The sequence below is a fragment of the Peribacillus sp. P4_B1 genome (genome assembly GCF_056402395.1).
Genome location: NZ_JBFUHM010000002.1, coordinates 1 through 25,591, shown reverse-complemented (window position 1 = coordinate 25,591; position 25,591 = coordinate 1). Strand labels below are relative to the sequence as shown.

General features: G+C 43.1%; 24 protein-coding genes. 6 read left to right on the top strand and 18 right to left on the bottom strand.

All coding sequences use genetic code 11. The annotated features are described in order from the left end of the window. Positions 1-68: 68 nt before the first annotated feature. From aceA to dnaE, 10 genes are all read right to left on the bottom strand, one after another. Positions 69-1,352 carry an isocitrate lyase gene (gene aceA / locus AC1DVK_RS01590; protein ID WP_477625708.1) on the bottom strand — a complete coding sequence of 428 codons (1,284 nt, stop codon included), beginning with the start codon at positions 1,350-1,352 and terminating at the stop codon, positions 69-71. A 38-nt stretch (positions 1,353-1,390) separates the two neighbouring features. Next, positions 1,391-2,983 carry a malate synthase A gene (aceB, locus tag AC1DVK_RS01585; protein WP_477625707.1) on the bottom strand — a complete coding sequence of 531 codons (1,593 nt, stop codon included), beginning with the start codon at positions 2,981-2,983 and terminating at the stop codon, positions 1,391-1,393. Positions 2,984-3,382: 399 nt separating this feature from the next. Then, on the bottom strand, positions 3,383-3,775 hold the full coding sequence (locus AC1DVK_RS01580) for an FxsA family protein (RefSeq protein WP_477625706.1): 393 nt from the start codon (positions 3,773-3,775) through the stop codon (positions 3,383-3,385). An 81-nt stretch (positions 3,776-3,856) separates the two neighbouring features. Next, positions 3,857-5,617, bottom strand: coding sequence for a pyruvate kinase (gene pyk, locus AC1DVK_RS01575; protein WP_410861163.1), 1,761 nt, complete (start codon positions 5,615-5,617; stop codon positions 3,857-3,859). Positions 5,618-5,735: 118 nt separating this feature from the next. Next, positions 5,736-6,695: a 6-phosphofructokinase gene (gene pfkA, locus AC1DVK_RS01570; protein WP_061464364.1), complete on the bottom strand. Its 960-nt coding sequence runs from the start codon at positions 6,693-6,695 to the stop codon at positions 5,736-5,738. A gap of 279 nt (positions 6,696-6,974) precedes the next feature. Next, the gene (accA, locus tag AC1DVK_RS01565; RefSeq protein ID WP_410861162.1) at positions 6,975-7,973 is read right to left on the bottom strand and encodes an acetyl-CoA carboxylase carboxyl transferase subunit alpha; all 999 of its coding nucleotides are present in this window, start codon (positions 7,971-7,973) and stop codon (positions 6,975-6,977) included. Continuing rightward, a complete protein-coding gene (gene accD / locus AC1DVK_RS01560) occupies positions 7,970-8,833 on the bottom strand; it encodes an acetyl-CoA carboxylase, carboxyltransferase subunit beta (protein ID WP_410861160.1) in 864 nt (287 codons plus the stop codon). The genes accA and accD overlap by 4 nt, the downstream gene beginning before the upstream one ends. Positions 8,834-8,923: 90 nt before the next feature. Then, entirely contained in the window at positions 8,924-9,553 is a 630-nt protein-coding gene (locus AC1DVK_RS01555; protein ID WP_089361739.1) for a FadR/GntR family transcriptional regulator, read from the bottom strand. A gap of 5 nt (positions 9,554-9,558) precedes the next feature. Continuing rightward, complete coding sequence (gene ystJ, locus AC1DVK_RS01550; RefSeq protein ID WP_061464367.1) at positions 9,559-10,800, bottom strand: NADP-dependent malic enzyme; 1,242 nt, start codon at positions 10,798-10,800, stop codon at positions 9,559-9,561. Between the two features lie 112 nt (positions 10,801-10,912). Beyond that, positions 10,913-14,311 carry a DNA polymerase III subunit alpha gene (gene dnaE, locus AC1DVK_RS01545; protein ID WP_477625705.1) on the bottom strand — a complete coding sequence of 1,133 codons (3,399 nt, stop codon included), beginning with the start codon at positions 14,309-14,311 and terminating at the stop codon, positions 10,913-10,915. A gap of 143 nt (positions 14,312-14,454) precedes the next feature. Here dnaE and ytrH point away from each other — a divergent pair, with 143 nt between their 5' ends. Both ytrH and ytrI read left to right on the top strand, forming a co-directional pair. Then, on the top strand, positions 14,455-14,790 hold the full coding sequence (gene ytrH, locus AC1DVK_RS01540) for a sporulation membrane protein YtrH (protein WP_061464368.1): 336 nt from the start codon (positions 14,455-14,457) through the stop codon (positions 14,788-14,790). Continuing rightward, on the top strand, positions 14,787-15,290 hold the full coding sequence (gene ytrI, locus AC1DVK_RS01535) for a sporulation membrane protein YtrI (RefSeq protein ID WP_089361740.1): 504 nt from the start codon (positions 14,787-14,789) through the stop codon (positions 15,288-15,290). Before ytrH ends, ytrI begins: the two co-directional genes overlap by 4 nt. 100 nt (positions 15,291-15,390) lie before the next feature. Here ytrI and AC1DVK_RS01530 read toward each other — a convergent pair whose 3' ends face one another. Next, positions 15,391-16,329 (bottom strand): DHH family phosphoesterase, encoded by a 939-nt coding sequence (locus AC1DVK_RS01530; protein ID WP_061464370.1) that lies wholly within the window; start codon positions 16,327-16,329, stop codon positions 15,391-15,393. Positions 16,330-16,500: 171 nt separating this feature from the next. On the opposite strand from AC1DVK_RS01530, the gene AC1DVK_RS01525 reads away from it, so the two are divergent. Next, complete coding sequence (locus tag AC1DVK_RS01525; RefSeq protein WP_061464371.1) at positions 16,501-16,803, top strand: YtpI family protein; 303 nt, start codon at positions 16,501-16,503, stop codon at positions 16,801-16,803. A 32-nt stretch (positions 16,804-16,835) separates the two neighbouring features. Here AC1DVK_RS01525 and AC1DVK_RS01520 read toward each other — a convergent pair whose 3' ends face one another. From AC1DVK_RS01520 to AC1DVK_RS01510, 3 genes are all read right to left on the bottom strand, one after another. Further along, positions 16,836-18,155: a DRTGG domain-containing protein gene (locus AC1DVK_RS01520; protein ID WP_061466161.1), complete on the bottom strand. Its 1,320-nt coding sequence runs from the start codon at positions 18,153-18,155 to the stop codon at positions 16,836-16,838. A 71-nt stretch (positions 18,156-18,226) separates the two neighbouring features. Next, positions 18,227-18,451, bottom strand: coding sequence for a hypothetical protein (locus tag AC1DVK_RS01515; RefSeq protein WP_317776915.1), 225 nt, complete (start codon positions 18,449-18,451; stop codon positions 18,227-18,229). A 216-nt stretch (positions 18,452-18,667) separates the two neighbouring features. Then, positions 18,668-19,348, bottom strand: coding sequence for a metal-dependent hydrolase (locus tag AC1DVK_RS01510; RefSeq protein WP_317776916.1), 681 nt, complete (start codon positions 19,346-19,348; stop codon positions 18,668-18,670). 116 nt (positions 19,349-19,464) lie between these two features. On the opposite strand from AC1DVK_RS01510, the gene AC1DVK_RS01505 reads away from it, so the two are divergent. Then, positions 19,465-20,562 (top strand): M24 family metallopeptidase, encoded by a 1,098-nt coding sequence (locus tag AC1DVK_RS01505; RefSeq protein WP_477625704.1) that lies wholly within the window; start codon positions 19,465-19,467, stop codon positions 20,560-20,562. A gap of 87 nt (positions 20,563-20,649) precedes the next feature. On the opposite strand, the gene bamE is transcribed toward AC1DVK_RS01505, so the two are convergent. Both bamE and AC1DVK_RS01495 read right to left on the bottom strand, forming a co-directional pair. After that, positions 20,650-20,952: an outer membrane protein assembly factor BamE domain-containing protein gene (bamE, locus tag AC1DVK_RS01500; RefSeq protein ID WP_410861150.1), complete on the bottom strand. Its 303-nt coding sequence runs from the start codon at positions 20,950-20,952 to the stop codon at positions 20,650-20,652. A gap of 208 nt (positions 20,953-21,160) precedes the next feature. Next, positions 21,161-21,346, bottom strand: coding sequence for a hypothetical protein (locus AC1DVK_RS01495; protein WP_477625703.1), 186 nt, complete (start codon positions 21,344-21,346; stop codon positions 21,161-21,163). Positions 21,347-21,699: 353 nt separating this feature from the next. Between AC1DVK_RS01495 and AC1DVK_RS01490 the strand changes: the two genes are divergently transcribed. Then, on the top strand, positions 21,700-22,146 hold the full coding sequence (locus tag AC1DVK_RS01490; RefSeq protein ID WP_410861247.1) for a universal stress protein: 447 nt from the start codon (positions 21,700-21,702) through the stop codon (positions 22,144-22,146). Positions 22,147-22,193: 47 nt separating this feature from the next. Here AC1DVK_RS01490 and argH read toward each other — a convergent pair whose 3' ends face one another. After that, positions 22,194-23,573, bottom strand: a complete 1,380-nt coding sequence (gene argH, locus AC1DVK_RS01485; RefSeq protein ID WP_477625702.1) for an argininosuccinate lyase — start codon at positions 23,571-23,573, stop codon at positions 22,194-22,196. Then, the gene (locus AC1DVK_RS01480; protein WP_061464377.1) at positions 23,570-24,778 is read right to left on the bottom strand and encodes an argininosuccinate synthase; all 1,209 of its coding nucleotides are present in this window, start codon (positions 24,776-24,778) and stop codon (positions 23,570-23,572) included. Before AC1DVK_RS01480 ends, argH begins: the two co-directional genes overlap by 4 nt. A gap of 214 nt (positions 24,779-24,992) precedes the next feature. On the opposite strand from AC1DVK_RS01480, the gene AC1DVK_RS01475 reads away from it, so the two are divergent. Further along, positions 24,993-25,307, top strand: coding sequence for a hypothetical protein (locus AC1DVK_RS01475; protein ID WP_477625701.1), 315 nt, complete (start codon positions 24,993-24,995; stop codon positions 25,305-25,307). Positions 25,308-25,591 lie beyond the last annotated feature (284 nt).

The window sequence follows — 25,591 nt, the reverse complement described above, 5'->3', positions numbered from 1 at the left end:
TTATAGCATTCTCCCATTCCATATAAAAATCCGCCTCGGGTACGAGGCGGATTTTTGGTTTCAAGCCTTTATTTTGACGTCTCGAATTGTTCTGTTTCAGTAGAACCTGCAAGTGCTGTTGTGGATGATGTTCCACCAGAAATGACTTGTGCCACTTCATCAAAATAACCAGTTCCCACTTCACGTTGATGGCGTGTTGCTGTATAGCCGTCGGGTTCACTGGCGAACTCTGCTTGTTGAAGTTCTGAGTATGCAGCCATACCGCGGTCTTTATAACCAAGAGCAAGATTGAACATGCTATGATTCAATGAGTGGAAGCCAGCAAGGGTAACGAATTGGAACTTATAACCCAATTTACCCAATTCAACTTGGTAGCTGGCAATTTCTTCATCACTTAATTTAGCTTTCCAGTTAAATGATGGGGAGCAATTGTAAGCAAGGAGCTTACCCGGGAACTCTGCATGGATCGCTTCGGCAAAGCGGCGAGCATCCGCTAGATTAGGTTCAGAAGTCTCACACCAGATAAGGTCGGCATACGGTGCATAAGCAAGGCCGCGTGCAATTGCTTGATCAAGACCCGCGTTGGTGCGGTAGAACCCTTCCGGAGTCCTTTCGCCAGTGATGAAAGGTGCATCGACCGGATCGATATCATCGGTGATCAAGTCTGCAGCATCAGCATCCGTACGGGCAATTAAGATAGTCGGTGTCCCCATTACGTCTGCTGCCAATCGGGCGGAAACCAAGTTACGTACTGCCGTTTGGGTTGGCAGAAGAACTTTACCGCCTAGGTGACCACATTTTTTCTCTGAAGAAAGCTGGTCTTCAAAGTGAACACCTGCCGCTCCAGCTTCGATCATGCCTTTCATTAATTCGAAGACGTTAAGGGAACCGCCAAAGCCGGCTTCAGCATCCGCTACGATTGGAGCGAACCAATCGATATCCTCTTTTCCTTCAGCAAAGCTGATTTGGTCTGCACGCTGAAGTGTCTGATTAATGCGTTTAACCACTTGCGGCACGGAGTTGGCTGGATATAAACTTTGGTCAGGGTACATTTGCCCTGCGATGTTAGCATCTGCCGCAACTTGCCAGCCGCTTAGGTAGATTGCTTTTAAACCAGCTTTCACCTGTTGCATTGCTTGGTTACCAGTCAATGCTCCTAATGCATTGATGAAATCCTCTGTATTTAATAGATTCCATAGTTTCTCAGAACCACGGCGTGCCAGTGTTTGTTCAATATCGATGGAACCTCTTAATTTAATAACTTCGTCCGCCGTATAAGGACGTTTAATCCCAGTCCACCGTGAGTCATTTTCCCAGTTTTGTTGTAATTGTTGCGCTCTTTCATTCATCATTATCGTTTCCTCCTAATTTATATTTAATATTTTCAATATTAAGATAATTGTTCATATGCCGGATTGGTTAAGAAATCTGCAAAGTCATCCACTTCAATCAATTCTTCGAATAGTTTAGTAGACTCTTCAAACTTTCCTGACTTGAAAGCTTCTTCCCCTACTTCCGATTTAATGACCTCCACTTCTTCCTCTTTAATCTGATGGAATAATTCTTCGGTTATTTTCCTGCCATCTTCGAGGATGCCTTTTGGATGCCGGATCCATTGCCAGACCTGTGCTCTTGAAATTTCAGCCGTTGCTGCATCTTCCATTAAGTTATTAATGGGCGCCGCCCCCCTGCCGCTTAACCAAGAGGCAATATATTGGATGCCGACGTTAATGTTCGTCCTTAATCCTGCCTCTGTGATTGTTCCTTCGGGCACAGCCAGCAGCTCTTGCGCTGTTACAAGGACATCTTCTCGTTTTCGGAAAATTTGATTCGGTTTTGGAACAAGCAGGTCAAAAACCTCTTTTGCGATGCTTACCATACCTGGATGGGCAACCCATGTTCCATCATGGCCGTCTCTTGCTTCGCGTTCTTTATCTGCCCGGACTTTCGCAAAAGCCTCATCATTCTTAATCGGGTCATTTTTAACTGGAATTTGCGCTGCCATCCCGCCAATTGCCGGAGCATTACGAGTGTGGCATGTTTTGATTGCCAATAAGGAATACGCTCTCATGTTCGGAACGGTCATCGTCACCTGCAGCCGGTCAGGAAAGATAACATCATCCGAGTGACGGAATTTTTTCAGGAAACTGAAGATATAATCCCAGCGGCCGCAGTTCAGGCCTGCAGAATGTTCTTTAAGCTCGTACAGAATTTCATCCATTTCGAATGCGGCAAGTATCGTTTCAATCAAGACCGTTGCCTTAATGGTTCCTTGCGGTATTCTTAAATCGTTCTGTGCATATACGAATATTTCATTCCATAATCTTGCTTCTAGGTGGCTTTCCATTTTTGGTAAGTAGAAGTATGGACCGCTTTGTTTTTCGACCAATGCTTTTGCGTTGTGGTAAAAGTACAGTCCAAAGTCAAAAATGCTGGCTGATATTGGCTGTCCATCCAAAAGGACATGTTTTTCCTCCAAATGCCAGCCGCGTGGCCTTACCTTTAGGACAGCCCTTTTTTCATTCAATTCATACACTTTGCCATTTGGATTTTTAAATGAAATGGTTCCGCGGATTGCATCGCGCAAATTCAATTGACCATCCACGCAATTCTCCCAAGTGGGTGAGTTGGCGTCTTCAAAATCAGCCATGAATACATTGGCACCTGAGTTCATTGCATTAATGATCATCTTACGATCAACCGGTCCAGTTATTTCAACCCTGCGGTCCTGCAAGTCATTCGGGAGTGGCGCAATCGTCCAATCACTTTCACGAATATGCTTCGTTTCTTCAAGGAAATCAGGCAACTTGCCTTGATTCAGCTCTTCCTGTACGCTTTTGCGCCGTTTCAGAAGTTCCTTCCTTCTTTCACTGAAATGCCGTTCAATTCTTTCGATGAATTGAAGAGCCTCCGTTGTAAGTATTTGTTCATATCCTGGCTTAATGTTGCCCGTAATTTGTAAGCCTTTTGCTTCCGTAATCATGTTGCCTCTCCACATCCTTTCCAACTCTTTTATGTTATAATACAGTTGATTTATTTCCTGTTTGTATTATATAACACACTGTATAAATTTGTCACCAGTTTTTTCTAAAAAGTTTCCAAAAAAAGAATTCCTCACATGAAAAAGCCTGATTTATCCATGTTTTCGCGGGATAATAGTTAAAAAATTCTGTTATTATACACTGCTTCACTTTCTTCCGAATTCTTCATTTAATGGTGAAACAGGCAAAACGGATTACATTTAATCTCCCTATGTTTTGTCCAATTTTAGTGAAATGCCATAAAGGCTGCTAATGAAAAAAAACCTTGGTTAATTTTTAAGACTTCTTTTTTCCAGACCAAAAAGGCTGCCTAAAAGCTTGAGCTTTTAGGCAGCCTTATATTATTTATGCCGAATGATGGTGACTTTCCCTTTATTCATCCTGTTCATGATAAACCGGATAACAATCGGTTTGAGGAGATTCCGGGTTGGCGGAAATACAAGGAGCAATCCCATGATATCCGAAATGAACCCCGGGGACAGCAACAGTGCAGCTCCAATAAAGATACAGATTCCATCAACGATTTCATTTCCTGGCATCATTCCGTAACGAATCTGTTCCTGTGCCCTTTTCCATGTTTCCATCCCTTGCCGTTTAGCCAAATAGGCTCCGATTAAACCTGTGGCTACAATCAGGAACACAGTTGGCCAAAAACCAATCATATTGCCTGACAGCAATAGGACAATGATTTCAATCACCGGCATCGCAATGATAAACAATAAAAAATATTTCATCTACATTCCTCCTGCACAGCCCATTTCTGGTGCGGTACATCCATCTTACCTCATTGGCACGGAATCAGCCAAAATTTCGTTTTACAAAACGTTGGCATGTCCATCATAAATGACTCCACGACCTGCATCGACCGTTATTCTTTGCCCATCCGTGAAAACTTTGATCGCGTTTTCCGCCCCAACGATGACCGGAATGCCCAATGTGACCCCTACAACAGCTGCATGGCTTGTCAAACCGCCTTCTTCCGTAATCAATGCTGCACACTTTTCAATCGCTGGCATCATATCGCGGTCAGAACCAATTGTAACAAGTACAGAGCCTTCCGTCACTTTTTCCAAAGCTTCCTTGGCATTCTTAGCTACAACCACTTCACCTTTCGCAGATTTCCTGCCGATTCCTTGAGCCTTCAAAAGAACCTCACCTAACACATGAATTTTCATCAAGTTAGTCGTACCTGTTTCACCAACTGGCACACCGGCTGTTATGACGACTAAATCCCCATGGGACACTAAGCCGGAATGCAAGCTTTCATCAATAGCAGTTTGAAGCATCTCATCGGTAGTCGTCGCTTTGGGACCGATCTGCGGGTAGACTCCCCATGCCAGTGCAAGCCGTCTTGAAACATGATCATTGGAGGTAACGGCAATGATCGGTGCTTTAGGGCGGTATTTAGAAATCATCCTTGCCGTATGGCCACTTTCGGTAGGGGTGATGATTGCTCCGGCATTAAGATTAAGCGCCGTGTGGGCAACGGACTGACCAATTGCATCCGTGACATTATGACGGTTCACTTTGCTTCTGACTGATAATATATCCCGATAATCAAGGGCAGTTTCAGCACGTGAAGCAATGTTATGCATCGTTTGAACAGCCTCGACAGGGTAGGTTCCAGCAGCCGTTTCACCAGAAAGCATGATGGCATCCGTTCCATCAAATATGGCATTGGCTACGTCACTTGCTTCTGCACGGGTCGGCCTTGGGTTACGCTGCATCGAATCGAGCATTTGTGTAGCCGTTATGACCGGTTTCCCGGCATTGTTACATTTTTTGATCATTTGTTTTTGGACTAATGGCACTTCTTCTGCAGGAATTTCCACTCCCAGGTCGCCACGGGCTACCATCAAACCATCTGAAACTTCCAAGATTTCATCAAGCCGGTCTACACCCTCTTGATTTTCAATTTTAGGGATGATTTGAATATGCTCCGCTCCATTCTGCTGCAATAATTCACGCACTTCAAGTACATCGGAAGCCCTGCGTACAAATGAGGCAGCAACAAAGTCGATACCTTGTTCGATTCCAAAAAGGATATCCTGTTCATCTTTCTCCGTTATGCCAGGCAGGTTAACCGAAACACCTGGAACATTCACGCCTTTTTTATTCTTAAGTGTACCGCTATTCAATATTTTGGTACTGATTTCTTTTCTTACCTCATCTATTTTCAACACTTCAAGACCGATCAATCCATCATCCAAAAGGATCTTAGATCCTGGATGGACATCATGCAGAAGCCCTTCATAGGTAATGGAGAATTTTTCAGGTGTTCCCAGGACTTCATTCATGGAAATAATGACATCATTGCCGGCTACCAGCTCTATGGAGTCATTTTCCATATTATTTGTCCGTATTTCAGGTCCTTTTGTATCCAGCAGGATAGCAACCTGTTTACCCGCTTTTTCACCCGCTTCCCTGATATTGCCGATTCTAGCGGCATGTTCTTCATGATTTCCATGTGAAAAGTTAAGCCGAGCTACATTCATCCCCGCTTCTATTAATTGAACCAGCTTTTCTATACTTTCACTTGCGGGGCCAATCGTACAAACAATCTTGGTTTTTCGCATGTGTCATCCTCCTTTAAGGAAAAATCGCCGCCTGCCCACCTTTTAAATGACAGGGGGCGTAGTGTTATAAGTCTCTTCTTTCAAATACCTGCAATTATTATCATTGATCAATACTGATTTAAATGGATAACTCAGAGGATAAATCGTACATTTTCTTGTCAATTGTATGCGGTTTAGCAAGGGCTTCGATGATATCATAATCAACTAGTCGATTTTGTTCTATTCCAACAGCCCTGCCCCCTTTGCCTTCAAGAAGCAATTCAACAGCTTTGGCTCCAAGCCGGCTTGCCAATACACGGTCATTAGCCGAAGGAGATCCTCCGCGCTGGACATGGCCGAGAACCGTTACACGGGTTTCAAATCCTGCTTTCGCCTCAATTTTCCTCGAAATATCAACGGCACTTCCAACACCTTCAGCTACAATGATGATACTATGCTTTTTCCCACGGTCATGTCCGCGGTTCAGCTTCCCAATCAGATCTTCCATATCATATTCGCATTCAGGACAAAGGATCGTTTCCGCTCCGCCAGCCAGGCCGGCCCAAAGCGCGATATCGCCGGCATTTCTTCCCATTACTTCAACCACATAAGTCCTTTCATGAGAAGTTGCCGTATCCCGAATCTTATCGATAGCGTCGATTACTGTATTCAGGGCTGTATCGAAACCAATCGTAAAGTCCGTACCCGGTATGTCATTGTCAATCGTTCCAGGAACTCCGATACAAGGGAAGCCCCTTTCAGTCAAAGCTTTCGCTCCGCGGTAAGAACCATCGCCACCTATTATGACAATGCCCTCGATGCCAAGTTTATTCAGTTGTTCAATCGCTTTAAGCTGGCCTTCCTCTGTCTTAAATTCCGGACAGCGAGCCGTATGTAACATTGTGCCGCCTCGATGAATGATATCCCCGACCGACCCAAGCTCAAGTTTCCTTATATTACCATTTATAAGGCCCTGATATCCATAATAAATCCCGAAGACCTCCATTTCATGAAAAATTGCTTTACGGACAACCGCACGGACTGCCGCATTCATGCCTGGAGAATCTCCTCCACTAGTCAATACACCAATTCTTTTCATAAATGTCACCTCTCTACAGCACTAATCAATTTTAAGCTCATTATATCATTGTACCCTTTTTCAAGCTTCAATAAGCAGTATCTGTTACACTTATGCTCACCTGATGTAATAAGCCTAACCGATTCTCTACAGAAATTGAAGTAAAATGGTGTAAAAATTTACATACTATACACAAACCATATTCTTTACAGGTTTCGGTAATGAATACATATGCACACCATTAAAGGCTGAAAAAACGTGTTGCCCTTGGCAGCACGTTTTTCCTTTTTGCAAAATGTATTATGAATGCTGTTCAACTTCCTTAGGTTTCCCCTCAGATTGTTTTTCAAATTCATATTCACCGATTTTCTTGAATTTCATGTAACGCTGGTTAATAAGGTCATCACTATTCAATGGCAGAAGTTCATTGAATGAACGTTTCAGGATTTCCTTGATGGCTTCTGCCTGTAAATTTGCATCCCGGTGGGCGCCGCCTCTCACTTCAGGAATGATCTCATCGATGACTCCTAAACGGTTTAAGTCGGGAGCAGTGATTTGCATCGATTCCGCAGCCCTCTTAGCCTGAGAAGCATCCTTCCACAGCAATGCCGCAGCCCCTTCAGGAGAAATTACCGAATATGTTGAATTCTCAAGCATAAAAATTCGGTCTCCAACACCAAGTGCCAATGCACCGCCGCTTCCACCTTCACCAATGACAATGCTGATGACCGGCACCTTAAGCCCTGCCATTTCAAAAAGGTTTTTCGCAATGGCTTCACTTTGTCCGCGCTCTTCAGCAGCTTTGCCCGGGAAAGCTCCCTTCGTATCAATGAAACAAATAATCGGACGATTGAATTTTTCCGCCTGTTTCATCAGACGCAAAGCTTTTCGATAGCCTTCCGGATGGGGCATGCCAAAGTTACGGCGGATGTTTTCCTTCGTATCCTTACCTCTTTGATGTCCAATGACAGTCACGGCAAGTCCATCAAACTCTGCGATTCCAGCCACAATCGCTTCATCATCCCCATAATAACGATCTCCATGAAACTCTATGAAGTCATTGAATAATCTTGGAATGTAATCAAGCGTCGTCGGACGGGCTGGATGACGGGCAATCTGAACGCGATCCCACGGTTTTAAATGGTTATAAATATCCACTTCCAGCTTCTCTAGACGCTTTTCCAACGTTTCGATTTCTGCTGTAAGGTCTACGTCAGCATCCTTCGTAATCGCCTTTAGCTCTTTAATCTTATTTCTCAGGTCCGTAACGGGACGCTCGAACTCTAATTCGTAAATCATAACCATTCACCACCCGGGGCATGAATTTTAAGGATCGTCGTCAAAGTTTCTTTCATTTCCGTACGTTTGACAACCGCATCCAATTGGCCGTGCTTCATCAAGAATTCAGATGTTTGGAAGTCTTCTGGAAGCTCTTCATGAATCGTCTGTTCAATGATTCTTCGTCCCGCAAAACCAATAAGTGCTCCAGGTTCGGCTAGATTAATGTCACCAAGTGACGCGAAACTTGCCGAAACCCCACCTGTGGTAGGATGGGTCATCATTGATATGATCAGCCCGCCTTCATTGCTGAACATCTTGAGTGCAGCACTCGTCTTTGCCATCTGCATCAAGCTTAAAACACCCTCCTGCATCCGAGCGCCGCCTGATGCCGTAAAAATGATAAACGGAATCTTCAATTCACCTGCACGTTCAATGGCACGGGTGATTTTTTCACCAACAACGGAGCCCATGCTTCCCATCCGGAAATTGGAATCCATGATGGCTGTTGATACTTGGTACCCATTGATGTTCCCTACTCCTGTAACAACGGCCTCATTAATCTTGGCCTTCTTTTTGTCCTTTTCCAATTTATCCAAGTAATCTGGAAATCCAAGTGGGTTAACTGAAATCATTTCTTTATCAAATTCATTAAAACTGCCGGCGTCGAATAAACATTCGATACGCTCATGGGAAGACATCGAATGATGGAACCCGCAATGCAGACAGACTTTATTGTTTTTCACTAATTCTTTTGTATACATGATTTTTTTACAGCCGGGGCATTTTGTCATAATTCCTTCTGGTATATCTTGTTTCTCCCGATCTAAAGGAACCGTTGCATATTTCTTCTTAGACTTCGCAAATAGCTCTTTAAGCAAGCTTAATCCTCCCTTTACCACCAATTATCTATTATTTGATACTTGGTACAAACTATATCAGAAATTAAAGTAGTATCGTGTAAAAAGGTGTCACTCGTCCTTCGACATATTTCTAATTCTAATAAGATACGTTTCGATGGCTTTTTCTTCATCCCGTTCGAGTAAATATGTAAGAAGTGCCAGATAATCTTCTTTTTTCACATTCCCCTGTACCATCTCTGATGTTCTAGCATAGCTGTTGACAATGCGCCAAATTCGTTCCATCAATCGATTGCGATTCAATATGGCAATTCTTAAGAAGAAATCATCATCATGAAACTCATCCGTCTTGACCCAGACCATTAATCGTTTGATATCCTCAGCTGTAGCGAAAAAGGCGACAATCCGTAAACAGTCAATTTCAATCAGCCTTTTCGTCTCAGCCAAATCTTCTTGTACTTTTTTATCTTGCAAAAAAAAGGTTCCCAGAAGCTCGACTAGCTTATGCTCCTGGAAATCCCTGATAAACGTTCCTTCACCACGCCTTGTTTCTATTAATCCTAATAGCTCTAAGGCACGCAATGCTTCCCGTACAGAGGAACGACCAACATTAAAACGATCCGATAACTCCCGTTCTGATGGGATTTTATCTCCCGGCAGGAGGCTTTCCGCTTCAATCATGCTACGTAGGCTCTCAACGACATCGAGATAAATTTTGGATGAAGAAGTCCGACCTGCCAAATTAATTATTCCTCACTTTTTCCAATGATCGCTAATTTCCTTGTTTTTTCTTTAATTTCCTCGGGATCCATATTAATTCTAGCCACTCCCGTTTCCATCGCTGCCTTGGCAACAGCAGCCGCAACGGCAGGAGCTACCCTCCCATCAAAAGGAGCAGGGATAACGTAGTCTTCGTTCAACTCATGTTCCTCAATTAAACCGGCAATGGCCTCTACAGCAGCAACCTTCATTTTTTCATTGATATGAGTCGCACGTACATCCAATGCACCACGGAAAATTCCCGGGAATGCAAGGACATTATTGACCTGATTCGGGAAATCCGAACGGCCCGTTCCAACAACCTTGGCACCCGCTGCTTTCGCATCCTCCGGCATGATTTCCGGATTTGGATTAGCCATCGCGAAAATGATCGCATCCTTATTCATTAAAGAAACCATTTCTTTGGTTAACGCACCTGCGGCAGAAACACCTACAAATACATCAGCGTCTTGAATGACCGCTTCCAAAGGTCCTGAAATCTTATTGCGATTGGTCACTTTCGCCACTTGTTCTTTTATATCATTCATGCCTGACGAACGCCCCTCATAAATGGCACCCTTCGTGTCACACATAATAATGTCACGAACTCCGTAGCTATAAAGCAATTTAATGATAGCAATACCCGCAGCCCCGGCTCCATTCGCTACCACTTTAATTTCTGAGATTGATTTATTCACAAGTCGTAAGGCATTTACAAGACCTGCAACGGTTACAATGGCCGTACCGTGCTGATCATCATGAAAAACAGGGATATTCATTTCTTTCTTAAGTCGTTCTTCAATTTCAAAACAATTTGGTGCGGCAATGTCCTCTAAGTTAACTCCTCCGAATGTCGGTTCGAGTAATTTAACTGTCTCTACAATTTTATCCACATCCGTCGTTTTTAAACAGATTGGAAAAGAGTCCACTCCAGCGAAACTTTTAAATAAAACGGCTTTTCCTTCCATAACCGGCAAAGCAGCTTCAGGGCCGATGTTTCCAAGTCCCAACACAGCCGTTCCATCAGAAATAACAGCAACAGTGTTCCCTTTCATTGTATAATCATAAACGGTTTCTGGCTTATCGTATATTTCTTTACATGGTTCTGCGACACCAGGAGAATAAGCAAGACTTAAATCTTCTGCATTCCTAACCGGTACTTTTGAAACTGTTTCTAATTTCCCTTGATTCATGCGATGCATATGTAAAGCTTCTTCTCTTAATGACATATTTTCACTCCTAAAACATATTGGGTAACCCATATCTTATATGCTGAAATCTAGTGGTCAGACCACAGCGGCCTGTTTTCAATATAACATAACTGCTTAAGTTGTAAAACAGTTATTCTCGCTTATAAACCACATTACCTTTTCCGACTAAACCAAATAATGCCTGCATCAGACTATCTGTAGGATTGACCCAATCCCAATAAGATAGCTGTACATAGCGGTTTTCCCGCTCGTAAAAAAGCATGACCTTTGTTTCGCCGCTATGCTGCATTAAAATTTTTTTTATTTTTTGCAGTGTGTCCTTCGTTTGCTTGCCAGCCTCAATTTTCAGGAAAACCGTTCCGTTTTGTTCCTCTTTCATCCTTTTCACTTTTTCAAGCGGATATACGTTCCTGATCAGGAGCTGGGTTTTTCCATCCCGTTCTTCCAATGTCCCCTGCAGCATAACGAGTTGTCCATGATTCAAGTCGGCAGAGTGGTTTTTATATACATTGGGAAAAACGACCGCCTCAATGTCCCCCTCTTCATCACTGACGCTCAAAAAGGCCATAACATCGCCCTTTTTTGTCCTTATGGTTTTAACCGACGTAATATATGCGCCAAGTAAGACTTTTGATTCCTTTTTATTGGTAGCCTCGTCTATGGTCAAACAGCCGAAGTACTGAAATAGTTCCCTGTAGCTGGTCACGGGATGATTCGATAGATAAAGCCCCAATGCGCTTTTCTCCAATGAGAGTTTGTGCTCGATAGGAATGGGCTCGACCCGGTTGTATTTCGGTTTGAGTGAAAACCCGCCATCCGAAAACATATCGAATAGATCATCATCTGGATTTACCAATTCCGTATGGCTGATCGCTATGTCCAAACTCGCCAATAATGTTGCCCGGTCTTCACCGAATTCATCAAAAGCACCTGAATGCACAAGCGCCTCCAACACTTTTCGATTTACGATTTTCCCCGAAACGCGCAAACAGAAATCGAATAAATCAGCGAACGTCTTTTGTCGTCTTGCAGCAAAGATTTCTTTCAAAACCGTACCGCCTATTCCTTTTATGGCTCCAAGACTATAGCGGATCCCTTCCTTTTCCGGTAAAAACGGGTATCCGCTCCGGTTAATCGAAGGAGGCAGAACCGTCATCCCTTTCTTTTTTGCCTCACGGATATATTGGGCAATCTTTTCATCATTCCCCACTACCGATGTCATGAGTGCTGCCATGAAATATTCCGGATGGTGGGTTTTCAAGTACCCCAGCTGATAAGCAATGACACTATAAGCAACCGCATGGCTACGGTTGAATCCGTAATTAGCGAAGCGGACGATCAAGGAATAAATCTCATCTGCCGTTTTTTCGGAATATCCTTGTTTCAAAGAGCCGCTCACAAAATGCTGCCGCTCCTGATCCAGCACATCCTTTTTCTTCTTCGAAACGGCACGACGGAGCAGGTCAGCTTCCCCAAGTGAAAATCCGGCGAGGCGAGAGGCAATTTGCATGATCTGTTCTTGATAAACAATGACTCCGTATGTAGGCTCAAGGATATCCTTTAAATCCTGGTGCAGGTACTCAATGGGAGCCAGTCCATGTTTTCGCTCGATGAACAGCGGTATGTTTTCCATGGGACCTGGACGATAGAGGGCATTGACCGCGACAATATCCTCGAATCGGTTCGGTTTCAGCTTGATCAAAACCTTTCGGATGCCATCCGATTCAAATTGAAACACTCCAGTTGTTTCACCTCTCCCTAAAAGGGCTAACGTCTCGGGGTCATCCATCGGGATATGCGACAGGTCCAGTTTTTTCCCCGTTCCCTTGTGGATGTTCTTTAAAATATTTTCGATGAGCGTTAAATTGCGAAGCCCAAGAAAATCCATTTTAAGAAGTCCCAGTTCTTCAAGAAGGTCCATTGGATATTGAGTAAGATGGATGCCGTCATGCCCTCCCTGAATCGGGATATGCTCGGTCAGTGCCTTGTCGCTGATGACGACGCCTGCCGCATGTGTCGAAGCATGGCGAGGCAGCCCTTCAAGCAATAACGCCGTTTGAAAAAGTTTTTGATTCATCTCACTCTCATTAACGAATTCCCTCAGCCTTTTCGATTCCTTGAAAGCTTCAGGAAGCGTGATGCCCAGACGGCCTGGAATCATTTTCGATACCGCTTCCTGTTCCTTTGAATTCAAGCCGAAAACACGTCCTGTGTCCCTTAAAGCAGCCTTGGCAGCTAATGTTCCGAATGTAATGATTTGTGCTACATGAAGTTCCCCATATTTCTTCGCGACATAGGCAATCACTTCTTCACGGCGGTTATCCGGAAAATCAATATCGATATCCGGCATCGAGACACGTTCAGGATTCAGGAAACGCTCGAACAGCAAGGAATGTTCGATTGGATCGACATCCGTTATCGACAGCACATAAGCGACCATCGATCCGGCGGCCGATCCCCTTCCAGGACCAGTCAGGATTTGGTGATCCTTAGCGAATTTCATGAAATCCCAAACGATTAAAAAGTAATCACTGAAATTCATCTTGGTAATTATATCCAATTCATACCGAAGGCGCTCTTCATATTGAATGGATGGCTCAGGAAATCTTTTCCGCAGCCCTTGGAAACAGACAACTTCGAGCATCTCCTCGGCTGTGACTCCATCTTCAGTGGGGTACTTAGGCAGCAGTGAACGATGAAACGGAATTTCAAGATTGCATTGCGCGGCAATATGTAGTGAATTTTCGAGTGCATCCGGCCTGTCATGGAATAGTTCTGCCATCTGAGCCCTGCTTTTCAAATAAAATTGATTGGATTCAAGAACAGTATGCGTCTCATCCGACAGCTTGTCACCATTTCCAATTGCCAGAAGGACTTCCTGAGCGAGTGCATCGCTTTCGTTCAAAAAATAAACCGGATTCGTCGCAACGATCTTTATCCCTAATTCTCTCGCCAACTGACTTAAGGCTTCGATACCTTTCTCTTCGTCCGCAATCGAAAGTCTCTGTATGGATACAAAAAAGTTATCATGACCAAAAATTTGCAGAAATCGACCTGCAGCCTGTTTGGCTCCTTCAGTATTTTCTTCTCTTAATAGCGTTTCTATGTGCCCCTCTGCACCCGGTGTTATTGCTATCAAGCCCCCGGAGTAGGCTTTAAGCCAGTTCATTGGAATGCCTGACGGGGATTTCGTTTTTATGGCACTGCTTATTTTAAGCAGGTTTTGATAGCCTTGCAGATTTTTTGCCAATAAAAGAAGGCCATGTGCCGATTCCTGTTCATCGAGGACATCTGCAAGAAGGCCGACAATCGGCTTTATTCCCTGTTTCTTACATTCTTTATAAAAATAGACCGAACCGTACATAACATTTCGATCGGTTAAGGCAAGACTTGTACAGCCATCCGCTTTCGCTTTGGCCACAAGATCAGTGATCTTCACCGTACTTGTCAGCAGGCTGTATCCGCTCTGAATATGGAGATGAGTATACACGTTTTTTCTCCCACCTTTGTAAGGCATGTTTCTTTTCATTATAGTGTTTATTTCAAAAAAAGAAAATATGTTCTCATTACCAATCCAATTTATCACCCTGATTTTCGCCGACTATCATAATACCTCTGCACTTCCCATATAAATAGAATAGAAGAATATCAAGCAAAAAAGGATGATGATATATGAATGAAGCCTTTTTTCCGGCCTTTATCAACAGCTTTTTCATATCGCTTGGCGTATTGCTTGGAGGCTCGTTAATCGGGGGCCTCGCCGCTTTTTTTACTGGACAAGCTCCAATGACGACTGTGTTCCGGCTATCGGACAGCCTGCGTATATGGGCGATTGTCGCTGCCATCGGGGGTACTTTTGATATGGTCTATAATTTCGAACGCGGCATTTTCCACGGAGAAACGAAGGATATAGTCAAGCAGATCCTATTGATTCTATCTGCACTTGGGGGAGCACAGACAGGAGCACTGATCATCAACTGGTTCACTCAGGAGCATATATCATCATGAGGATTCCTCCCTATCACCGGGCACCCACCTGGCAGCGTTTTTTTGCCGGGGCCGCACTTGGCGGATTGATCAGCTGGGTGATTTTCTTTTATATGTATGGGGTCCAGCAAGAAACACAGATACGGATCATTCATGACCAAAGAGAAGAAGTCAAGGATTTGAACGAAAAAATCGGGATCTGGGAGCAGGATTATAAAAAATTGAATCAGCAAAACGAAGAGATCTTAACGATTCAAGAGGTCGAAGTGACGATTACGAATGGAAAAACATATAGTCTCGATCAGCTGAGTGTCGCGGAGGCGGAGGATGTGATAGAGGACGACCTTTCCTCCCTTCTCGCCAAAGATGTCGTCAGTGTATATAATGGAAAGATGCTCTTGAAAAAATCAATCGAAAATAAAATCGTGACCATCAATAAAAAGCGTTATGACCTTGAAGTCGTGGAAATCATGTTTTATACGAAAATGAACATTGAAATCAAAGTAAAGAGGAGCTCTTGATAAAACCGCTTTCCGACAAAGTCCTTATTATATCCGCAAAGCTAAAAGACCAAATCACTTTGATTTGGTCTTCATGTCATTTCAATCCAAAAATCGTTTTCTAATTCGCTTTATTCAACTCTTCCAAATCGGCAAGGATATTATCCACTTCATCCCAAGAATGGATCGAAGCCCCTGCTGCAAACGGATGGCCTCCGCCGTTATATTTACGGGCAATCGTATTGATGATTGGACCTTTGGAACGGAAACGGACTCGGATTTCTTTATCCTCTTCAATGAAAAAGACCCATGTCTTAACATTTTTAATCGAACCTAGCGAGGAAACGAGCTGAGAGGCCTCCGATGCCGAAGCATGGAATGTTTCAAGTATATCCTTTGTGATGATCATTTTCCCCGTGCCATATGGAAGGATCTCAAAATGCTGCAGAACATAGCCATTCAACCTGACAATGCTTTCATTGACATCATACATCTCCTGATATAATTGCGGACGGGAGAACGAATAGTGAATCAATTCACTGGCATAGGCAAATGTCTTTTCAGTCGTGCTTTGGAATAGGAAACGCCCTGTATCGCCAACGATGCCTGCATATAGAAGGCGTGCCGCTTCATCACTCATCTTCAAGCCTTTTTCTTTACCGAATTGGTAGAATTCATAAATCATTTCACTTGCAGAACTTGCTGAAGTATCGACCCAGCGCATATCCCCATATGGATCTTCATTAGGATGATGGTCAATCTTAATCAGTTTATCCCCCGTCATATACCTTGAATCACAAATCCGGTCGGTATTGGCGGTATCACAAACGATGACCAAAGCACCTTGATATGTTTCATCAGAAATCACATCGAGCCTTCTTAAATAATTCAGTGACGGTTCTTCTTTCCCAACCGTATAAATCCGCTTTTCAGGGAAAGATGCCTTCAGGATTTCCGCCAATCCCCCCTGTGAACCATAAGCATCCGGATCTGGACGGACATGGCGATGGAGAATGATAGTATCATAACGCTTTATATCTGCTAAAATTTCAGCCTTCATATTGATCTCCCCTCAAACTATGTATTATCGAACCTAATAAAGATTTTATATATTTCATTTAATCAAAAAATTGGGGAAATAGGAAGTGTCATCTTGGTTTACTGTGGCATTCTCTTTCATTTCCCGCTACAATAAAAAGGTACATATGTTAAATTGGGGGAATTTTAAACGATGCCTATTCTTGTAACCTTGATCGTTCTTTCACTAGGGGTCTATTTGTTTTATAAGATCAAATCGGTCCGAACCAAAATGCCGATGGAAAAAAAGTGGATTTCAGGGAAGTCTTCCATTGCCCTTGGTGCGTTTGTCGCACTATTCGGAATCAATCAGCTTTTTCTATTCCACTCAACCACCACTTATATCATTTCTGCCGTTTTCATTTCCGTTGGCCTATTCAGCGTTTGGGGAGGCTATAAAATGTATAGATTTTACCTGCCGCATGCAATTGAAGAAGCCGTAAATCAAAAAGGATAATCGAATATCGATTATCCTTTTTGATTTATTTATCATGATCGATCAAGCAATTGGCAGGTTAACATCGCCTTACCGACAAGTTTGCCTTGGTTAAACACCTCGACATCCACTTTTCCGAATTTACGTCCTACATCAAGGACACGCGGATGGATTTCAAGCGTGCTGTCGATCTGAACTGGCTTGATGAAATAAATCGTCATATTTTCCACGACCAAGTCACCGCGCTTATAGCTTCGAAGTGCCCGGTTTGCTGAATCCGTAACCAATGTCGTGAACACACCGCTTGAAATGGTCCCAAGATAATTGGTCATCTGCGGAGTGACGCCATAGTTATACACTTCCTCACCCTTGCCGCGATTCGAAGTCATCACAAGCTGACTTGTGATCGTATCGTCGATCGTTTCGCCGACCTGTGGCTGCCTTTGACTCATTTGCAGTGCCTTCAGTACATCCTGCCTGCTCACGATTCCCTTCAGGATATGACTGTCATTCACGACCGGGATTAACTCAATGCCTTCCCAAACCATCATATGTGCAGAAGATGCTACACTCATTTTATCGCCTACGGTCATCGGGTTTTTCGTCATCACCTTATCAATGAGCGTCAACTCTTCCTGACCCATGATATCTTTTGATGTGACCATTCCTTGAACCTTCATATTGTAATCGACAACAGGGAAACGGCTATGCCCTGATTCCTGATTCAGTTCATGCCAAGTCTGAACCCGGTCACCAACCGTTAAAAAGGTCGTTTCCTGTACGGGCGTCAAAATATCCTCCACCAGCAATATTTCCTTTTTGATCAATTGGTCATAGATTGCCCGATTGATCATCGTTGCAACGGTAAAGGTATCGTAACTTGTAGAAATGACTGGCATCTCCAATTCATCGGCCAACCTTTTAACGGGCTCTTCCGTATCGAATCCCCCGGTGATCAGCACCGCTGCACCCGCATTTAACGCGTGCTCATGGGCCTGGGTACGGTTCCCGACGATCAGCAGATTTCCTGCACCTGTATATCTCATCATGGCATCCAGCTTCATCGCCCCGATGACGAATTTATTTAATGTCTTATGAAGTCCCGTTTTTCCACCCAGAACTTGTCCGTCCACAATATTAACTACCTCGGCAAAAGTGAGCTTTTCAATATTCTCTTTTTTCTTTTTCTCGATACGGATCGTGCCTACCCGCTCAATCGAGCTCACGTAGCCCTGGTTCTCCGCCTCTTTAATTGCCCGATATGCCGTACCTTCACTAACATTCAATGCTTTCGCAATTTGACGGACGGAAATCTTTTCACCAACAGGGAGCCCATCGATATGTTTTAATATTTGTTCATGCTTTGTAGCCAAGCGCTTCACCCTTTTCACGGTATTCCTATTCTCCATTATAAGGTCAAAGAGCCTAGTTTATCAAACAACTACTAGTATTGGCGCAACCTTTTGTATTCCAGCTGGCGTTTTACCTTTTGTTTTTTAGGAGAATATAGTATTCCCGTCAAGTTCCCCGCTACCGCCAACAAGGCAAACAACAACCAGGTTCCGGCAAACAGGCTCTCCAAACCGCCACTTTCCAGCGACAAGCGCGGCACGGCATAATACAGCATCACACCGCATAAAAGCAAACATAGTAATAACCTCTGTTTCATCCAATCCCCCCTTTTTACCATCTATTCATTTTATGCCTGCGAAAGGAAAAAAGACTTGGCTGAATGAACGAGATTTACTTTACGACACCTCTATAAAAATCCAGATTCGTAAAAGGCAATGCTACAAGGATTTCCTTTCATTTCAATCCTCCATCCGCTCCTATACTTCCCGAACGACCCAAACAAAAACGGGAGGCCATGTGGCTCCCGCTCCTTTTATAATTCAATTTCATCCCCGGCTTCCATGATCAGTCCATTCCCCTCTTCAAGCAGGTCAATGAATTTGTTAGGATCCTGTTTGATGACAGGGAAAGTATTGTAATGAATCGGCACGACCTGTTTGGCTTGAAGGAATTTCGCTGCAAGTGCGGCATCTTCCGGCCCCATGGTGTAATTGTCGCCGATTGGCAAAAATGCCAAGTCAATCGGATGTCGCTCCCCGATCAGTTTCATATCGGAATATACCGCCGTATCCCCTGCATGATAGATCGTTTTCCCTTCTATCATAAGTAATACGCCAGCAGGCATTCCTAAATAAATGATTTGCCCATCTCCGTTATTGAATCCCGTTCCATGGAAAGCAGGCGTCAGTTTCACTTTTCCAAATTCGAATTCGAAAGCTCCGCCGATGCTCATGCCGTGAGTCCTAACCCCTTGAGCACCAAGATAGTCGGCAATTTCTGCAATGCCAATGACAAGTGCGTCATGCCTTTTGGCCAATTCGACCGTGTCACCAACGTGGTCATTATGACCATGTGTCAAGATGATCACATCCGGTTTCACATCTTCTACCTTCAAATCGGTCAATTCATTTCCATTGATGAACGGATCGAATAAAATCGTTTGACCATTCGTTTCGACTTTTACAACTGCATGTCCATGAAAAGATACTTTCATTTCTGATGCTCCCTTCCCATACCACTAATTTTTAAATAGCCTTATTAGGCCTTACCCATTTACTATACTTTTAAATATTGCTAAGGTAATTATATCTTATAGTTGGAGGTATCGTCATGAATGAACGTTTGACAGAACTACAAAATTGGCTTCAGGCCAATGAGGTTGAAGCCGCATTACTTACATCCACAGAAAGCATCTTCTATTTAAGCGGGTTCTTTAGTGATCCTCATGAAAGACTGCTTGCACTTGCCATTTTTGCAAATGCCGACCCATTCCTGGTCTGCCCGCAGATGGAAGTTCCGGATGCTAAACATGCTGGATGGAATGGGGATATCATTGGTTATACCGACATTGAAAATCCATGGGAAAAAGTTAAGCAAGCAGTGGTGAATCGCGGGTTAACCATAAAGAAAATGGCCATTGAAAAAGAGCATATGAATGTAGAGCGCTATGAAAAGGTCCAACATCACTTCGGAGCACCAAAGCTCGTTTCAGCAGAAGAAAAACTCCAAAGGATGCGAATGATCAAGTCGGAAGAGGAAATGGTCAAAATCCGTGAAGCATGCCGCCTTGCCGACTTTGCGATCGAAGTGGGTGTCAGCGAAATTCATGAAGGTAAAACGGAAATGGAAATCCTTGCAGCGATAGAATTCGAACTGAAAAAGGCCGGAGTAAGCCAAATGTCATTCTCCACAATGGTCCTGACCGGTAAAAATGGCGCTTCCCCACATGGCACACCTGGGAATACGAAGGTTCAGCGTGGCGATCTTGTCCTCTTTGATCTGGGGGTCGTTCATGAAGGGTACTGCTCTGACATCACTAGAACGGTTGCTTACGGAGATATCAATGATAAACAGGCAGAGATATATGAAACGGTACTTAAAGCACAAGAAGCTGCCGTTACAGCCAGTAAACCAGGTGTATCCTGTTCCGAGATTGACCTGATTGCAAGAAACATCATCAGGAATAAAGGATACGGTGAATTCTTCCCGCACAGGCTCGGCCACGGACTTGGGATCAGCGTCCATGAATACCCATCCTTGACCGAAACGAATACCCTTGAACTTCAATCCGGAATGGTTTATACCATCGAACCGGGTATATATGTTCCAAATGTTGCAGGCGTCAGGATTGAAGATGATCTATTAATCACCGATACCGGCTGTGAGGTTTTGACCAAATATCCGAAGAGCCTGCAAATCATAAAATGATCATGCATTGATCGTTTAATGTAACGAAACCCGGATACCCCCGCCCTCATTAAGGCGGGGGTAACTATTAATCTAATTTCATTTCAACTAATCGGTCCGCAGTTCAAATTTAACAGCTTGTTCATTGCCGTCAAACCAAATGACAAGCCATTCACTATCTATACTTATTATTCCCCTCTCGGCACCAAGGTAATAAACAACATCTTCCTCTTTGAAATATTCCGTTTCTGTTGGAGAACCTAAAAGCGTAATCACTTCTCCTTTTGTCTTTCCTATCAATTCATGATCATTCAGTAAGTCATCAACCAGATATACTCTTCCTTCATCATTATTTAACCATCTTTCGGTGGTGAACCTTGATTCATATTCATTTACCCCTAAAATGACCACACAATAAAGCAGCAGAATAAAGCCAAGGCTTGTAATGGCAATACACTAATTTTAATTTTCCTTTTATTTTGTGAATCGGTATATTTCCATGAAATCCATTGAAAAAATAGCAAAAGAACAAATGGAAGCAGCAGTGCTGATATACTCGTTATACTGATAGAAGCATGTACAACATTAATGAATAAAATAAAAAGGCTGTTTTCACATACTATGTGCTATTTACCAGGTAGTGAGTTGTGGTTGATTTCCCCTCCAGATGCTCGCTTTCCTTGGTGCGGGCGGTGAGCCTCCTCGGCGTAAACGCCTGTGGGGTCTCACCTGTCCCGCTGCTCCCGCAGGAGTCTCGCACTTTTGCTCCAATCAACCTTAAAAGTTTCGTTTTAAAAACAACCATCTTTACGAAAAGAGCCAATAAAAAAGAAATAGATCAACGTATACAAAAGTACGTATAAATATAATGCATAGTTTAATATTCTTGAAACACTCAAAGAAAAAACTCCCCTCTCACGCCCAGCCTTACCATAAATAAACAAATCAAGTGAATAAAAGACATAAGCGGTTTGGTTAAAGCAAAGCTTCTTATTCGGAATAACAAGTTCAACTTTTCTAGAACCCATATTGTTTCATGCTGCGATTTCTTGGGCACTGGCTAAAACATTCGCTAATTTGTTACAATTGAAATAAGACAATCAGGTAAATAATAGTATAATAGGGATGAAATAGAAGGAGGAGATTCACTTGAATAGTATAGATTATAAGAATATTCTAGTAGCAGTGGACGGTTCGGAAGAAGCAGAGTGGGCTTTAAAAAAGGCTATCTATTTAGCAAAACTCAGTGATGCGACCCTATGTCTTGCACATATTGTTGACACAAGGAATTTCCCTACTATCGAAGCATATGATATGACTATCCGTGAACACTCTGAAACCTTTGCCAATGAGCTATTGGAAAAGTATAAAATGGAAGCCATTGCATCCGGGGTTGCAAAAGTCCAAACAGAAGTGGCATATGGTTCTCCTAAAGTTCAAATTCCAAGGGATATTGCCAAAAAACATTCAATCGATTTAATTGTGTGCGGTGCAACTGGCCTTAATGCCGTCGAACGTTTCCTGATCGGCAGCGTGTCGGAAGGTATCGTTCGCCATTCAAACTGTGATGTAATTGTCGTCCGTACGAATAGTGATAAAAGATGATCATAAAAAAGCTCGTTCGCCAAATTGGTGAACGAGCTTTTTCACTGTTATTCACTTACCAGTTTTTCGGCTTTTTCAATCGCCAGCAACACTTGGGCAAAACCTGTACCGCCCGCACTGTTACGGCGTTTAACGGCTTCGTAAGGATTTAATGCATCGTAAATATCATGTCCAAACAAATCGGAGGCTTCCTGTAATTGTTCAATGCTTAGGTCTACTAAATAGCAGCCATTCTGGACACAGAACAATACAAGTTTCCCGACCACCTCGTGTGCCTTACGGAAAGGCATTCCCTTTGAAGCTAGGTAATCAGCTAATTCCGTCGCATTCGAGAAGTCATTTCTTGTTGCTTTTTCCATGACGTCCGTTTTCACTTTCATTGTTGAAATCATGCCAGCAAATATTTTAAGTGAACCAACAATGGTCTTGACCGTATCGAAAACGCCTTCTTTATCTTCTTGCATATCTTTATTATAAGCAAGCGGCAATCCTTTCAATACAGTCAATAACCCCGTTAAATTCCCATAAACCCTTCCTGTTTTACCACGAATCAATTCTGCCATATCAGGGTTTTTCTTTTGCGGCATAATGCTGCTTCCCGTTGAAAACGCATCATCCAATTCAACGAATTGGAACTCCTGGCTTGACCATAGAATGATTTCTTCGCTGAAACGGGATAAATGCATCATCATCGTCGCACTGTTGCTCATGAATTCAATAGCAAAGTCACGATCACTTACCGCATCAAGGCTGTTTTCATAAATCCCCTCAAACCCCAATAGTTCGGCACTGAGGGCACGGTCAATCGGGAAAGTCGTCCCAGCTAGCGCCCCAGCACCCAATGGAGAAACATTAATTCTTTTGAAGCTCTCGGTGAAACGCTGCTTATCACGCTCAAGCATCCAAAAATAAGCCATTAAATGGTGGGCAAATGAAATGGGCTGTGCCCGCTGTAAATGTGTATAACCTGGAATTAGTGTTTCCACATTTTTTTTGGCCTGTCCCAAAATCGCTTTTTGCAGATCATTGATGAGTTCCAGGATCACTTTTGTTTGGTTCCGCATATACAGATGAAGATCTGTTGCAACTTGGTCATTACGGCTTCTGCCTGTATGAAGCTTTCCGCCCACTGGACCAATTTCGCTTATTAGCATACTTTCCAGGTTAAGATGGATATCCTCCATCTCAACCTTAAAAGTCAATTCACCCTTTTCAGCTTTTTCCTGTAAACTTTTCAGTCCTTCAATGATCTGGTCCGCATCTTCTTCAGGTAAAATGCTGCATTGCTTTAACATGGTTACATGGGCTAAGCTGCCTTGAATATCTTCAAGGACAAGTTCCTGGTCAAAGGAGATGGAAGCTCCAAACTCATCTACCCATTCTTCGGCAGACTTGGTGAATCTCCCTCCCCAAAGCTTGCTGCTCACACTGTCACCTTCTTGTTATTGACCATGCTGTTCACTTTCGTTGGAAGTCCCCATAACTTAATGAACCCAACTGCTGCATCATGATCGAATTCGTCCGCTTTTGTATAAGTAGCCAGTTTTTCGTCATATAGAGAGTACTCGGATTTTCTTCCTTCAACAATCGCATGTCCTTTGAAAAGCTTCACACGGACTGTACCCGTTACATTTACTTGTGTTTCTTTAAGGAAAGCGGCCAATGCTTTTTGAAGCGGAGAGAACCAAAGGCCTTCATAAATCAATTCAGTCATTTTCTTCTCGATTACTGGTTTGAAGTGAGCCAATTCTTTTACAAGCGTGATATCTTCAAGCTCTTTATGTGCAGCAATTAATGTCATAGCACCTGGAGCTTCATATACTTCACGGGATTTGATTCCTACTAATCTATTTTCTACGTGATCGATACGTCCAACCCCGTGTTTACCGGCAATCTGATTCAATTCAACAATCAAGTCAGCCAATTTATAGTTTTTGTCATTCAATGTAACCGGTACACCTTGTTCAAAACCAATTTCAATGATGTCAGCAGTATCTGGCGTATTTTCAAGGCTTGTTGTCAGATCATAAGCCTCTTCTGGTGGAGCTGCCCATGGGTCTTCCAGGATTCCGCATTCGTTACTTCTTCCCCAAAGGTTTTGGTCGATCGAGAATGGACTTGCCAAGCCGATTGGAACAGGAATGCCATTTTTAGCTGCATATTCAATCTCCTCTTCACGAGACCATTTCCAATCACGAACAGGTGCAAGAACTTCTAAATCAGGATTCAATGCCGAGATGGATACTTCGAAACGCACTTGGTCATTTCCTTTTCCCGTACAACCGTGCGCAACGGCTACCGCGTTTTCCGCTTCAGCCACTTCCACTAATTTCTTAGCGATCAGCGGGCGTGATAGAGCTGAAACCAATGGATATTTCCCTTCATATAAAGTATGTGCCTGAAGAGCCGTTAATGCGAATTCATCAGCGAATTCGTCTTTCGCATCAATCACATATGAACTGACCGCACCAACAGTGATTGCTTTTTCTTTAATGAAGTCCAAATCTTTCCCTTCACCGACATCCAAGCAGCATGCTACAACTTCGTATCCTTGATCTTGTAACCATTTAATTGCAACAGAAGTATCCAAACCTCCGGAATATGCTAAAACAACTTTTTGATTTTTTCCCATTTTAATCGTCCCTTTCGTGTGAATAAAAATTCACTCAATGTTATTTTTATTCAATCTATGATTAGTACTTTATCATCTTTATAAACGGAATACAAGGGGTATTTTAAAGATTTAGCTAAATAATCCGTTAATAATTTCAGGGAATTCATACATTGGATGCTTTCGCAAGAATATAGTAAACTAAGAGTATGAAAAATCGAAAAGTGGTGGGAATATGAGAGAACTATTTACCTATGATGAACGGCTTGGCATCCCCATTCCTGATTTGAATCTGGAGTGGGATGAATATACAAAAGGCGAGCAACAGCAAATACTCGTACAATGGGAGAAGATCCGCGGGAGCATACCGGACCGCATCAAGGAACTGGAATCCACCATTAACCGAAAGCAGTTTCAGCTCTCCGATGAAAGTAATTTCACCAAATCATGCCAGCTCAATTCCGAAATTGCGGAACTTGCTTCCATCATCAATGATTTATGGCTTTGGTATCGCACCAATCAAGGCGTGAGTGAAAAGATGCATAATTAAGGCCTATTCCATGCAAAAAAAGCCACAGTTTAAAAGAGGCTGCTGAAAAACTCACGTTTTTCTAACTAGTACGGTAAATCAAATTAAAAAAAGACGATTCTCATTCGGTACTTGAATGGAAATCGTCTTTTTTTGCTTCTGTTTGTCACTTTTTTAGGCCATTAATTTCAATATTCTTTTCAAGTTAACGGTGAAAATAGCCATTGCTCCTTGTAATTCCATGCCAAGTAGACCCGAGGATTTTGCAACATCATACCCGTGCCTGTGTTTCAATTCACTGTTTT